14 protein-coding genes are annotated in these 12,685 nt (G+C 62.7%); 3 read left to right on the top strand and 11 right to left on the bottom strand.

Features of this window, described 5'->3' with window-relative positions:
* The first annotated feature begins 5 nt into the window (after positions 1-5).
* On the top strand, positions 6-461 hold the full coding sequence (gene dtd / locus ACFQND_RS00190) for a D-aminoacyl-tRNA deacylase (RefSeq protein WP_371434748.1): 456 nt from the start codon (positions 6-8) through the stop codon (positions 459-461).
* On the opposite strand, the gene ACFQND_RS00185 is transcribed toward dtd, so the two are convergent.
* The 4 genes from ACFQND_RS00185 to ACFQND_RS00170 form a co-directional block, all read right to left on the bottom strand.
* The gene (locus tag ACFQND_RS00185; RefSeq protein ID WP_371434749.1) at positions 448-2,043 is read right to left on the bottom strand and encodes a SulP family inorganic anion transporter; all 1,596 of its coding nucleotides are present in this window, start codon (positions 2,041-2,043) and stop codon (positions 448-450) included. The two genes, dtd and ACFQND_RS00185, sit on opposite strands and share 14 nt — an antisense overlap.
* Before the next feature lie 65 nt (positions 2,044-2,108).
* Complete coding sequence (locus ACFQND_RS00180) at positions 2,109-2,735, bottom strand: ParB-like protein (RefSeq protein ID WP_371434750.1); 627 nt, start codon at positions 2,733-2,735, stop codon at positions 2,109-2,111.
* Positions 2,736-2,769: 34 nt separating this feature from the next.
* Positions 2,770-3,222 carry an rRNA maturation RNase YbeY gene (gene ybeY / locus ACFQND_RS00175; RefSeq protein ID WP_371434751.1) on the bottom strand — a complete coding sequence of 151 codons (453 nt, stop codon included), beginning with the start codon at positions 3,220-3,222 and terminating at the stop codon, positions 2,770-2,772.
* Entirely contained in the window at positions 3,212-4,234 is a 1,023-nt protein-coding gene (locus ACFQND_RS00170; protein WP_371434752.1) for a PhoH family protein, read from the bottom strand. Before ACFQND_RS00170 ends, ybeY begins: the two co-directional genes overlap by 11 nt.
* A gap of 98 nt (positions 4,235-4,332) precedes the next feature.
* Between ACFQND_RS00170 and ruvA the strand changes: the two genes are divergently transcribed.
* Both ruvA and ruvB read left to right on the top strand, forming a co-directional pair.
* Positions 4,333-4,905 (top strand): Holliday junction branch migration protein RuvA, encoded by a 573-nt coding sequence (gene ruvA, locus ACFQND_RS00165; RefSeq protein WP_371434753.1) that lies wholly within the window; start codon positions 4,333-4,335, stop codon positions 4,903-4,905.
* Positions 4,902-5,981, top strand: a complete 1,080-nt coding sequence (gene ruvB / locus ACFQND_RS00160) for a Holliday junction branch migration DNA helicase RuvB (RefSeq protein ID WP_371434754.1) — start codon at positions 4,902-4,904, stop codon at positions 5,979-5,981. Before ruvA ends, ruvB begins: the two co-directional genes overlap by 4 nt.
* Here the strand turns inward: ruvB and ACFQND_RS00155 are convergent.
* The 7 genes from ACFQND_RS00155 to ACFQND_RS00125 form a co-directional block, all read right to left on the bottom strand.
* Positions 5,961-7,688 (bottom strand): lysoplasmalogenase family protein, encoded by a 1,728-nt coding sequence (locus ACFQND_RS00155; RefSeq protein WP_371434755.1) that lies wholly within the window; start codon positions 7,686-7,688, stop codon positions 5,961-5,963. The genes ruvB and ACFQND_RS00155 overlap by 21 nt on opposite strands.
* Before the next feature lie 19 nt (positions 7,689-7,707).
* A complete protein-coding gene (locus ACFQND_RS00150; RefSeq protein ID WP_371434756.1) occupies positions 7,708-8,886 on the bottom strand; it encodes a DSD1 family PLP-dependent enzyme in 1,179 nt (392 codons plus the stop codon).
* A 30-nt stretch (positions 8,887-8,916) separates the two neighbouring features.
* The gene (locus ACFQND_RS00145) at positions 8,917-9,558 is read right to left on the bottom strand and encodes a histidine phosphatase family protein (RefSeq protein WP_371434757.1); all 642 of its coding nucleotides are present in this window, start codon (positions 9,556-9,558) and stop codon (positions 8,917-8,919) included.
* Positions 9,559-9,711: 153 nt separating this feature from the next.
* Positions 9,712-10,314, bottom strand: coding sequence for a DUF4136 domain-containing protein (locus ACFQND_RS00140; RefSeq protein ID WP_371434758.1), 603 nt, complete (start codon positions 10,312-10,314; stop codon positions 9,712-9,714).
* 188 nt (positions 10,315-10,502) lie between these two features.
* Positions 10,503-11,438, bottom strand: coding sequence for a tRNA 2-thiocytidine(32) synthetase TtcA (gene ttcA, locus ACFQND_RS00135; RefSeq protein WP_371434759.1), 936 nt, complete (start codon positions 11,436-11,438; stop codon positions 10,503-10,505).
* 2 nt (positions 11,439-11,440) lie between these two features.
* Entirely contained in the window at positions 11,441-11,812 is a 372-nt protein-coding gene (locus ACFQND_RS00130) for a dihydroneopterin aldolase (protein ID WP_371434760.1), read from the bottom strand.
* A gap of 27 nt (positions 11,813-11,839) precedes the next feature.
* Entirely contained in the window at positions 11,840-12,622 is a 783-nt protein-coding gene (locus ACFQND_RS00125; protein ID WP_371434761.1) for an SDR family oxidoreductase, read from the bottom strand.
* Between the last annotated feature and the right edge of the window lie 63 nt (positions 12,623-12,685).

The following is a 12,685-nucleotide window of genomic DNA, read 5'->3' as shown; positions in this document are numbered from 1 at the left end:
TGGATATGAAGGCTGTTTTGCAACGGGTCACCGGGGCCCGTGTGGTGGTTGCGGATGCCACGGTCGGCCAGATCGGCCAGGGTCTGCTGGTGCTTGTTTGCGCTGAACGTGGCGACAGCGAGCTGCAGGCCGACAAGTTGCTCGCCAAAATCCTGAAGTTGCGGATTTTTTCAGACGAAGCCGGCAAGATGAACCGCAGTGTGCAGGATCTGGACGGTCAGGGGCTGAATGGCGGCCTGCTCATTGTGAGTCAGTTCACCCTGGCCGCCGATGTGTCGGGCGGCAACCGGCCCAGCTTCACCAGCGCTGCAGCACCGGATGAAGGGCGCCGGCTGTATGACTACTTTGTGGCGCAGGCACGCTTGGCCCATCCCGTGGTGCAGACTGGCCAGTTTGCGGCCGACATGCAGGTGCACCTGGTCAATGACGGGCCGGTGACGATTCCAGTCAGTGTGGCGTAGCCGTTTTTGCCGGTATGGCATTCACGGCATCATCCACGCTCCAGAACAATGAAACGCCCCCCCCGGCGTTCTCGGCGAGACCTGAGCGCAAAAGCGCCTCGCGCGGCCTGTCCTTGACGCGTGCCAGCAGGACCGAGACCCCTTGCCGGTTCAGCCCGACGACGAATTCCCCGAGCGCTTCGACCGCCGTGCTGTCAAGGTCATCGCATACCTCCAGGCTGAGTACGACTGCGCGGGCTGCACAGGCATCGGCGCGCTGGCGCACCACCTGGAATATGCGCTCCGCATTGGCAAAGAACAGGGGTTCTTCGGGGCGCATGATCAGGGTGCCTGCCACCCGCGCGGCATTGGCGTGGCGTGCCTGATCAATGTAATCGCGCGTTCCGGGTAATTGGCCGAGTTCCGTGACAATCGGCTGCGCAAAGCGCCGCATGGCCAGCAGCAGCGACAGGCCCACGGCCAGCAGCATGCCAAACAGCACGCCGAACAGCAAGACGCCCAGCGCGGCCGCCCCCGCCAGCCACGCGTCCCCGCCCAGATGCAGGCTGGCCAATACCGCACGCGGCCACAGGTTGTGCGAAAGAATACCGACCACCACGGCGGCCAGCACTGGCACGGGTAGCAGCGCTATCCATGGCCGGGCCAGCCACAACAGCAGCGCCAGCGCCAGTGCAGCGGCGATGCCCGCCCATTTGCTGTGGCCGCCGGCGGCGTGGTTGGCCGATGCCGCCGAGAAACCTGCCCCCACAGGCAGGCCCTGCATCATGCCGCTGGCAACATTGGCTGCGCCCAGGGCCAGCAGCTCACGGTTGGCATCGACCTTGTCACCGTTCTGCAGGGCCAGCGAGCGCACCGAACCCCAGGACTCGGCAAACAGGATCAGGAGAAGTGCTGGTGCGATTTCCATGGCGCGTAGCCAGTGTTCGGTACTCATGCGGGGCAGGCTCCAGGACAGCGCCTGCCAGTTGATGTCTCCAACCAGTGCCACGCCATGCGCTCCGAGGCCCAGGCCGACCGACACCGCGACGCCCAGTGCCAGTACCACCAGGGAGATGGGCAGGAACAGCCAGCGCTGTACCCCGTGGTATAGCCCCAGCCACAGCAGCAGCGCTGCCGCGCCCAGCGCCAGGCTGGGCAGGTGGGTATGGGGCGCTTCGGTGAGCAGGCTCCATGCCAGCGGACCGAACTGGGCGCCGCTGGCGTGTACGCCCATGAGCTGCGGCACCTGCTTGAGCATGATGGTCACGGCCAATGCCCAGGCAAAGCCGCGCAGTACCGGACGCGATATGAAGGCCCCCAGAAAGCCCGCGCGCATTGCGGCAGCAACCAGGAACAGTGCCCCGGTCAGGCTGACCAGCGTATAGCCCATGACCGGGCCGCCTGTCGCCGCCGCCGAGGCGAATACCGCTGCTGCGGACGATGTGGGCGCCACCACTGCGAAGCGGCTGGTCCCGAACAAGGGGTAGAGGCACAAGCCGATCAAGGCGGCCAGCAGGGCGTGCATGGGTTCCACACCGGCAATCGCGGCATAGGCCACGGACTCGGGCAGCAGTACACCCGCCACCGAGACGCCCGCCAGCATGTCAGGCCACCAGGCACTTCGCGTTGATGCTGGCGGGGCTGTGTCCACAAAAATACGTGATGCGCCTAGACGGCGAGCGGCGCTGCAGCACCCGACCAGCCCGGCAGGTGCGCGGCTTCAGGGCTATGGCACAGCGTGAGCGCCTGTTGCAGTCCTGCATCTGCATCACGCTTTATCTGTTTGGCACTGATGCGGCGGCGGAAAAAATCGGCCCACAGGAACTCGGCGAAGGGCGTGGCATCCTTGGGGAAGCCGCCGGCGTGGCGTACCTCACCTGCCAGGCTGCGATAGGGATCGTCCGTCAATTGGTCCAGCGCCCTAGGCAGGTCCGCCACGGTGCGGCGGCGGCCGCGCGCATCGTAGGGGTGAACCCACTGGTGGTGGTCCATCACCGTCCAGAACTCGTCCTTGGACAGCAGGCTCAGGTCCTTGAGCAGCACGACAAAACTCTGGCTCACGCCTTCCTCCAGCAGCGCCAGCCCCAGGTGGTGGTGGTCGACGATGTAGAAGTTGTCGTTCGGGCCACGCACGGCGGGAAACCAGTGGTTGTCCAGAAACTGCTTGCGCTGGGTTTTGCCCATACCGCTCCACAGGCCACGTTTTTCCTGGACCTCTGCATAGCCCACCGTGATCTGGGTGGGGCGCAGCTTGCTCAGGTCTGTTTTGAACAGGTGTTGGTGGTGCGTGTGCATGGCCTCTGTCCTTTGGGTTTGTGATGGGTTGCGTTTAATACGGGTTCCTGAAACCAAGTCCCGCCAGCACCCTGGTCTCCAGTGCTTCCATTTCTTCGGCATCCTGCTGGCTGGTTTCGTGATCGTAGCCCTGCGCATGCAGGGTGCCGTGCACCAGCAAATGCGCGTAATGGGCTTGCAAGGTTTTTTTGTTTTCTTTGGCCTCTTTGGCCACGACAGGCGCGCAGAGCACCAGGTCGGCGGTGACGACGGGTTCTTGTGTGTAGTCAAAGGTCAGCACGTTGGTGGCGTAATCTTTTTGCCGGTAGTCGCGGTTCAGCGCCTGGCCTTCTTCGGCGTCCACGATACGCACGGTGATCTCGGCGTCGTTCTCCAGCGCGTGGCGTATCCAGCGTGTCACGCTGTGGCGCGGCAGGGCTGCGCGGTGCCGGGCGGCGTCTTTCAAATTGCCGAACTGCAGCGACAGTTGCAGGTTTTTAAGAGCCATTTCTGCTCCTGGCGCTTGATTTACGAGCGGGACCAGCTATCGATTCGATAGCGTCGACCGGATCGTCCAGACCGGCGGGGCCGCTTTGCGTCTTGTCATAAGCATCCACAATGCGTGCCACCAGCGGATGCCGGACCACATCCGAGCTGGTCAGGCGGGTGATGGCAATGCCCTTGACGCGTTTGAGCACCCGCTCGGCATCCACCAGGCCGCTGAGCTGCGTGCGCGGCAAGTCGACCTGGCTGACGTCGCCCGTCACCACGGCCTTGCTGCCAAAACCAATGCGGGTCAAGAACATCTTCATTTGCTCGGGCGTGGTGTTTTGTGCCTCGTCCAGGATGACAAAGGAGTGGTTCAGGGTGCGGCCGCGCATGAAGGCCAGCGGCGCAATTTCGATCTGCTGGCGTTCAAAGGCTTTTTGGACGCGCTCAAATCCCATCAGCTCATGCAGGGCGTCGTAGAGCGGGCGCAGGTAGGGGTCCACCTTCTGGCTCAGGTCGCCCGGCAAAAAGCCCAGCCGCTCGCCGGCTTCCACCGCCGGGCGTGTCAGCACAATGCGTTGCACCGCGCTACGCTCCAGCGCGTCGACAGCGCAAGCCACCGCCAGGTAGGTTTTACCGGTGCCGGCCGGGCCTATGCCGAAGGTGATGTCGTGCGTGGCGATGTTCTCCAGGTAGGTGCCCTGGTTGGTGGTGCGGGCGCGCAGGTCGGCGCGCCGGGTGGACAAGGCCATGCTGCCGTCCGGCGCCCGGCTCAAAGCGGTGTCGCCCGCCAGCATGAGCTGCACGGTTTCTTCGGCGATGGGCCGCTGCGCCATTTCATACAGCGCCTGCAACACTTCCAGTGCCTGGGTGGCCCGCACCTTGGTGCCGTCGATCTTGAACTGCTCAAAGCGGTGCGCGATCGTGACGTCAAGCCCCGCTTCTATGGTGCGGATATGCACGTCCATAGGGCCACACAAATGGCCCATGCGGGTATTGTTGGGCGGCATGAAAGTGTGGCGAAGAATCAAGGCGGGGGTTTTCCTGAAAAGTGAATCGCAAACCCGGATTGTCCGCCTAATTCCCGGCTTGTACCCGGCTGATAAGATTTGCCCATGGCAGGAAAAAAATGATTGGAAGAGTAGCTGGCCAGCTGGCCGAAAAAAATCCTCCGGAAATCCTGGTGGACTGTAACGGCGTCGGCTACGAGGTGCTGGTGCCCATGAGTACTTTTTACAACCTGCCGGCCCTGGGTGAGAAAGTCAGCCTGCTGACGCATTTTGTGGTGCGGGAAGATGCACAAATCCTCTATGGCTTCGGTAGTCACGCCGAACGTGCCGCTTTCCGCCAGCTCATCAAGATCTCCGGCGTGGGTCCGCGCACCGCACTCAGCGTGCTCAGCGGCATGAGCGTGGAAGACCTGGCCCAGGCCGTGACCACCCAGGAGGCCGGCCGCATCATCAAGGTGCCCGGCATAGGCAAAAAGACAGCCGAACGCCTTTTGCTGGAGCTCAAGGGCAAGCTGGGCGCCGACATGGGCATACATGTCAATGTCAGCAGCGACAGCCAGTCCGACATCCTGCAGGCGCTGGTGGCGCTGGGCTACAGCGATCGCGATGCGGCGCTGGCGTTGAAAGCCTTGCCCAAAGACATCGGCGTGAGTGATGGCATCAAGCTGGCCTTGAAGGCATTGGCGAAATGAGTATTCAAACCGACGATTTCGACATGTCCGGTGTGCCGCCTGCCAAGCGGGTGATGTCGGCAGCGCCCGCGTCGCCCGGCGAAGAAGCGATTGAACGTGCCCTGCGGCCCAAGCTGTTTGACGAGTACGTCGGCCAGGCCAAGGTACGCGAGCAACTTGAGATTTTTATAGGAGCCGCCAAAAAGCGCAGCGAGGCGCTCGACCATGTGCTGCTGTTCGGCCCGCCCGGCCTCGGCAAAACCACGCTCTCCCACATCATTGCGCACGAACTCGGTGTGAACCTGCGCCAGACTTCGGGCCCGGTGCTGGAGAAACCCAAGGACCTGGCGGCATTGCTGACCAACCTGGAAAAAAACGACGTCCTGTTTATCGACGAGATCCATCGCCTGAGTCCGGTGGTCGAGGAAATCCTTTATCCCGCGCTTGAGGACTACCAGATCGACATCATGATCGGCGAAGGCCCCGCAGCGCGCAGCATCAAGCTGGATTTGCAGCCCTTCACGCTGGTGGGCGCCACCACGCGGGCCGGCATGCTGACGAATCCGCTGCGTGACCGTTTTGGCATCGTGGCGCGGCTGGAGTTTTATACCGCCGAGGACCTGACCCGCATCGTCAGGCGCAGTGCCGGCCTGCTCAACGTGCCCATGGACGAAGAGGGCGGCCATGAAATCGCACGCCGCTCGCGCGGTACCCCCCGTATCGCCAACCGCCTGCTGCGCCGCGTGCGCGACTATGCGGATGTCAAGGGCAAGGGTCATATCACGATGGACATTGCCAACAAGGCACTGGCCATGCTGGATGTGGACCCGCAGGGTTTTGACGTGATGGACCGCAAGCTGCTCGAAGCCGTGATCCACCGTTTTGACGGCGGCCCGGTCGGGCTGGACAACATTGCGGCCAGCATCGGCGAAGAGTCGGGCACGATTGAGGACGTGATAGAGCCCTACCTGATCCAGCAGGGCTATCTGCAGCGCACGCCGCGCGGTCGGATTGCCACGCTGGCGGCCTATCGGCACCTGGGCGTGACGGTGCCTGCCAACCGGCAGGACGGTGGTTTAGACCTGTTTGTGTCCTGACGGAACTACCGGCCGGGCGTGGCTGGCGATCAGGATTTGCGCCACGTAATAGGTGCCCAGCACCCACAGCTGTGCCAGCGGCAGGGGCTGCACAAAACGATTGGTTGCCAGCAAGGCGTCACTCAGCATGAAAAAGCCGGCACCGATGGCGACGGTGATCGAGGCCTTGTCGCGCAAGACCAGCGCGCGGCCCATGGTTTGCGCAGCCATCAGGGCGATCACGAGCACATAGGCTGCCACCGCGCCCTTGAGCACCGGGCTCAGGTGGGGCCATAAAAAAGCGTACATGGCCAGGCCCGCGGCCAGCGTGAGCCCCAGGATGCGGCGGCTGGGAAACCAGGCCACGCCCTGGTGGAACAACGCGATGAAAAACAGGTGGGCGACCAGAAATGCCAGCAGTCCGGGGATGAAGTAAGCGGGGAACATCAGCAACACGTCCCCGGCCAGGCTGGCGGCCAGCGCGGCCAGAAGAAAAGCATCAAATCGGCCTTTGGCCGCCGGTGGACGCGCGCGGCTAGCTACCAAAACAATAGCAATCAGAAGGGCCAGGGGTTTCATCACGTGGTGCAGTCCGGTCAGGCCCAGCGCCGCGCTGGCTGTGGCCAGGGCGGCGGACTCTATCAGCAAGACCTGCAGCATGCTCAGCCGGCCCTGCAGCAGGCCACCCACGCTCCACAAGCCGGCCATCAGGGCCAGCAGCCAGACCGCGCGCGGTTCCGGGGCCATGGCCTCGGCATGCCAGAGATAGGCGATCACGCCGAGCAACAGCAGCCCAAACTGCAGGGCGCCAAACCACCGCACGGTGCGGCTCAGGGGCGGGTGAAAAACTTCCAGTTGGGTGATGTCAAAAGGCGGCTTGGGAAACCGCGCCGCCACGTCGGCCGGCCGCCAGCCCGGCCGCTTGACCCAGACGCGACATTTGTCGGCCCAGTTTTTGGCATGCCAGCTGTCTTTGAGCAGGCTCCAGTACACCTCGGCATTGGCCCAGAGCGGGTCCCAGCTGTTGAGCGGGCTGCGTGTGCCGTAGACACACTTTTCGTCCTCTTCCCTGAAACTGCCGAACAGACGGTCCCAGATGATCAAAATGCCGCCGTAGTTGCGGTCCAGGTAGCGGTCGTTGACCGCGTGGTGCACGCGGTGGTTGGACGGCGAGCAGAACCAGCGGTCAAACCAGCCCAGCTTGCGCACATGGTCGGTGTGGACCCAGAACTGGTAAAGCAGGTCTATCAGCGTGACGATGCCAAACAGCAGCGGCGGCACGCCGGCCACGGCCATGGGGATGTAAAAAATCCAGCCGAGCAGGGCGCCGCTGCTGGTTTGCCGCAGGGCGGTCGAGAGGTTGTAGTCCTGGCTTTGGTGGTGCACCACGTGGGCCGCCCAGAACACCGCGCTTTCGTGGCCGGCGCGGTGCAGCCAGTAATAACAAAAGTCGTAAAACACCAGCGCCAGCAGCCAGCCGTACCAGTGGTTCCAGAACTCGATGTCGGGAAACAATGCCACCGAGGAATAAATCGCGGTGTAGATGCCGGTCCGCAGCAGCCGCGTGAACACCGCGCTGAGCTGGTTCAGCATGCCCAGGCTGAGGCTGTTGACGGCATCGTTCAGGCGGTATGTGTTGCGGCCCTTGAGATAACCCCAGGCGAATTCAATCGCGATCAGCAGCAGGAAAACCGGGGTGGCAAGGACGATGATCTGGCTGGATGTCATCTCCGGATTCTGGCGCGCCTCAGGTCAGTGCGCCTCTGGCATCAACCCTGATGACGCGCTCAACCACCCCTTTAAGCAGGCCGCCGCGCACGCCAATCATCATGTCGTGCAGGTTGACGGTCGGGTCGCAGTGACCGGGAATCAGCCATAACAGGCTGCCCAGGGTGGGCAGACGGGTGCTGCCGGCTGTAGGCCTGAGGATGCCGTGTTCATCACCGCCATTGAAGTACTCAAGCTTGCTGCGGCTGCTGAAGGCGTGGACTTTGGGCAGGCCCGAGTCAATCGCGTGGCTTTTGTGGCCGGCATCGCAGACCACATAAGGGTCGCCGGTCGTGTGGGTGCTGATGACCTGGGTTTTCACAAACAGCGCATGCTCAAACCGCGGCTGCGCCGGGTCCAGCTGGTTGGCTGCATAGTCCGCGTCCATGAACAGGTAGGAGCCGGCCTGCAACTCGCCATAGACCCCGCTGGCGCCCTCCAGTGCTGCCGTGCCGGTACCCGAACCCGTGACCAGTCCCACCGAAACGCCTTCGGCCTCAATCAGCTGGCGGGTCAATGCCGCAGCCTTGATTGCGCCGGTGATGGCTTCCCGCCGTTCCGCCGGGCTGCGCAGGTGTTGCGCCTTGCCGTGGTAGGCCTGCAGGCCGGCAAAGTTCAGCGCCGGGTGTTTGCGGATTTCCAGCGCCAGCGCCACGGCAGCTGTGCCCGGCTCGACGCCGCAGCGCTTCTGACCGACGTTGATTTCAATAAAAACATCAATCGCCGTGGCCACGCCGCTGGCGACACGGGCCTCGTTCATGCTGGTGGCCAGGCGGCGTATGCCCTCGATGCTGTCCACGCAGATGGCGATTTTCCCCTCATGGGGCAAGACCGCCCGCGTCAGTGCAGCAACGCGTGCCAGCTTGAACGGCGAGATCACTTCATTGCTGATGAAGACGTTGTAGACGCCGCCGGCGACCATGGCTTCAGCCTCGGAGGTCTTTTGCACGCAGACGCCGACCGCACCGGCCGCCATCTGCAGTTTGGCGAGCTCGGCGCTTTTGTGCATTTTGGCGTGCGGCCTCAGCCTGACCTTGTGCCGCTGCGCAAATCTGGCCATGGTGGCCAGGTTTCGGTCCATCGCGTCCAGGTCCACCACCAGTGCCGGTGTGTCAATGGCATTGACGGGTCGGCCAATCAGGTCTTGTGGGGCGTCCATCGCGTTCATCCGCTTGTGGGGCGGTGGCCGTCAGCCGTTGGTTTCGTCCAGCGCGTCGTCATCCAGGTGCTGCGTATCCGCCCAGCCCACCAGCGTAAAACCTTCGGGCGTCCAGAGCAGGCGGTTGATGGCCGCGTTGCCCAGCGCCCAGGTACGCGGCGCCTGGATGTCGAGCCGGGTGGCCGCACGGTAGAGCACGTCCATCACGCCGCCGTGGCCGACCATGGCAATCAGCTCGCCCGGATGCTGCGCGGCCAGCCGTTCCGCCGCGCCGACAACCCGGCTGCGCAACGCCAGCAGTGATTCACCACCGGCCGGGGCAAACTCCGGGTCGCGTTTGCGCCAGCGCTGCGATTGCTCGGGCAGCAGCTCCGCAATTTCGGCAAAAGTTTTTCCTTCGAAGTCGCCAAAGCCGCGCTCGCGCAAGCCTTCTTCCTTTGTGACCTCAATGCCGCAGGCACGGGCCACGTATTGAGCGGTTTCCCAGGCCCGCGTGAGGTCGCTGGCATAAATGGCCCTGATGGGCTCGTCTTTCAAGGCCTCGCCCAGCCGGTCGGCCTGCCTGCGGCCGGTCGCGCTGAGCGGGATGTCGAGATGGCCCTGTATGCGGGTGTCCACGTTCCAGGCGGTTTCACCATGGCGGATGGCGATGATACGCGTTGGTTCAGTCAAAATGCTGCCCCCACGCTTGTCGCTTCGCGTACTACGCTGCCCCCCGAGGGGGCTAATTTTCCTAGGGGCGGCCCGTCGGAAAATTGGGTCGCTGCGTTTGCGCTTTTGTCTCTCCATTTCAGTTGTTGAAAAATGGTCATATCGTGCGTTCAGTTAGCGCGGGATTTCAACATTGATGCGCCGTGTTCCCGGTGGCGGCTGGGGGAAACCCAGCAGCGCGGCATCCAGCATGGCCGGCAGCACGGCCAGGGTGTCGCCCCAAATGCCGTCGTGGAAGGCGCGGGTTTCAAATACCACCTTCTGGGTTGACAGCTCGCGCACCAGCAAGGTCAGGTCGCGTTTGTAGTAGGGTTCGCCAAAGCGCATCGGAAAGCCAAAACCGAAGGCACCGCCGCCGGTGCCTGCACCGATAAACACGCCGGGGCCGCCCAGCAGAAAACCGTCGTCGGGAAAACGCTCAAGGTACTGGGTGTTGAAACTGATCTGCACGCTGAAGCGTGCCTTGGCCGGGTCAAGCACCAAACCGACCTTGGCCAGGCTGGTGCTGGCTATGCTTTCCAGCCGCTCTTGCTGGGCGTTGCCCGATTGCTGCGAGGGCAGGCGTTCAAAACGGTAAGGCGTGCCCGGCACTGGCGGCGCGGAGGTCCAGGCCGTGAATGCGGTGACGTCGCTGTCAACGACACGCATGCCTGAGCAGCCGGTCAGCACCAGGCTGACAAAGGCTAAAAAGAAGATGGTTTTTAGCGGCTGTTTCATGGATGCCTCCGGCTTGTTCGGCTGGTTAGTACTGCAACCCGAAAATATCGAAACATGAAAACGCGTCTTCGCACCCATGGCGGCGTTGCAACCCTTGTGAAGGCGCACGGCCTTCACTGCGGCTTGCGCCTTGCCCTGAGCGCGAATCCATCGTTTTCATTTTGTTTCGCTACTTCCAGGTTGCAGTACTAGCGGGGCTTCAGTGCAATCACCGACAGGCCAGGGATTGACGGCTCAGTGAAATCTTCCGCATCAAAAGCCTTGTCGCCATCGGCGTCGGCAACACCGGTGGCCTTGATGCCTTTGAAGTCGTGGCGTTTGTTATCCATCAGGTGCGAGGGCACGATGTTCTGCAGGGCGGAGAACATGTTCTCCAGCCGGCCCGGGTGTTTTTTCTCCCACTCGCGCAGCATGTTGCCGACCTGCTTGCGCTGCAGGTTTTCCTGGCTGCCGCAGAGCGTGCAGGGGATGATGGGAAAGTCACGCACCTGCGCCCAGCGCGTCAGGTCTTTTTCGGCAACATAGGCCATGGGCCGGATCACGATGTTCTTGCCGTCGTCGCTCACCAGCTTGGGCGGCATGCCCTTGAGCTTGGCGGCAAAAAACATGTTGAGGAAAAACGTCTGCAGCATGTCGTCGCGGTGATGGCCCAGCGCAACCTTGGTGCAGCCCAGCTCGCCCGCCACGCGGTAGAGGATGCCGCGGCGCAGGCGTGAGCACAGCGAGCAAAGCGTCTTGCCCTCGGGAATCACGCGGGTGACGATGCTGTAGGTGTCCTGGTTTTCGATATGAAAGGGCACACCGAGCTTGCTTAAATACTCGGGCAGGACGTGCTCGGGAAAGCCGGGCTGTTTCTGGTCCAGGTTGACCGCCACCAGCTCGAAATTGATGGGCGCGCGTTTTTGCAGCTTGAGCAGGATGTCCAGCATGGCGTAGCTGTCCTTGCCGCCCGAGACGCAGACCATGACCTTGTCGCCTTCTTCAATCATGTTGAAGTCGACAATCGCGCGGCCGACTTCGCGGCACAAACGCTTTTCAAGCTTGTGGTCCTCGCGCTCTATCTTCATCGAGTTCTGCACGCGTGCAGAGCTCTCCAGTTTGTCATCTATCCATTGAGCACTCATGTCTACCACTGTCCTGTCTCGACCCGAATCGCCACTTCGCAGTCGTCAAAAATTTCAAGTTTTGCAATCTTCACGCGCACGCCCAGCACGCCCGGCAGCAGCATCAGCCGGTGCGCCAGCTTGCCGATCAGGCTTTCCAGCAGGTTGACATGCTCGGCCGTGCACTCGTTGATGATGATCTGGCGCACCTTGCGGTAGTCCAGCACACGGTTGATGTCGTCGTCGCTGGGCAGCAGCGGCTGCGTGCCCAGGTTCAGTTCGGCATCGACCTGGATGGGCTGCGGTGCGGTTTTTTCATGGTCCAGGATGCCCAGGTTGGCGTCAAAACGCAAACCGGTGAGCGTCAAAATCTGGGTGCCTCGGGTATTGAACATGGTGTCAGTCAAAAAGTTCCGGCGCGCTCAAGCCTGGCCGGGCTGCATGAGCGAAAAATCGCGCTCGAATTTCATCAGGTGCTGCCCGCCGTCGACCAGCAGCGTGGTGCCGGTGATGGACTGGTTCTCCAGCGCAAACCGCACCGTGGCGGCCACGTCGGCGGGGGTGGACGAGCGGCCCAGCGGCGAGAGTTTGTGCAACGCCTCGAACTTCTCCGGGCTCAGCATATGGCTGGTCAGGGTCAGGCCGGGCGCCACGCCGACTACCCGCACCTGGGGTGCCAGTGCGATGGCCAGCATGGTGTTGGCGGCTTCCAGCGCGGCCTTGGACAGTGTGTAACTGAAAAAATCGGGGTTCTGGTTCCAGAGCTTCTGGTCCAGCAGGTTGACGACCACGCCGCTGGCGTTGCGGGCGCTGACATGCTCATGCAGGGCCTGGGCCAGCAGTATGGGTGCGCCGGTGTTGCTGCGAAGGTGTTTGTCCAGGGCGGCAAAACCGAAGCTGGCGGCGCTGTCGTGTTCAAAGGTGGAGGCGTTGTTGACAACGGCGTCAACCTGGCCGAATTCGGCAATCACCTGCGGCAGCAATGCCCGCACGGCACCTTCATCGCTCAAATTACAGGAAAAACCGGCCGAGGCTCCCGATATATGAGCGCAGTCAGCTATTGTTTTGGTAGCGTCCGCTTCCGATTCTCGGTAGTGCACGGCCACGCGCCAGCCGCTTGACGCGAGCGCCAGCGCGATCTCGCGGCCCAGCCGCTTGGCGGCGCCGGTGACGAGAACAACAGGGGACGGCGGTGTTTGCTGCATGCGTAAGGTGGCGTGGGAAGTGCGATCATGGACAATCCAGGCTGTATGCCCAGCCCACGAAAG

The sequence above is a fragment of the Polaromonas aquatica genome (assembly GCF_042659145.1).
GTDB classification, from domain to species: Bacteria; Pseudomonadota; Gammaproteobacteria; order Burkholderiales; family Burkholderiaceae_C; genus Polaromonas; species Polaromonas aquatica.
Note: the sequence above shows the minus strand (reverse complement) of the source record. Positions and strands in the feature narration are given on the sequence as shown.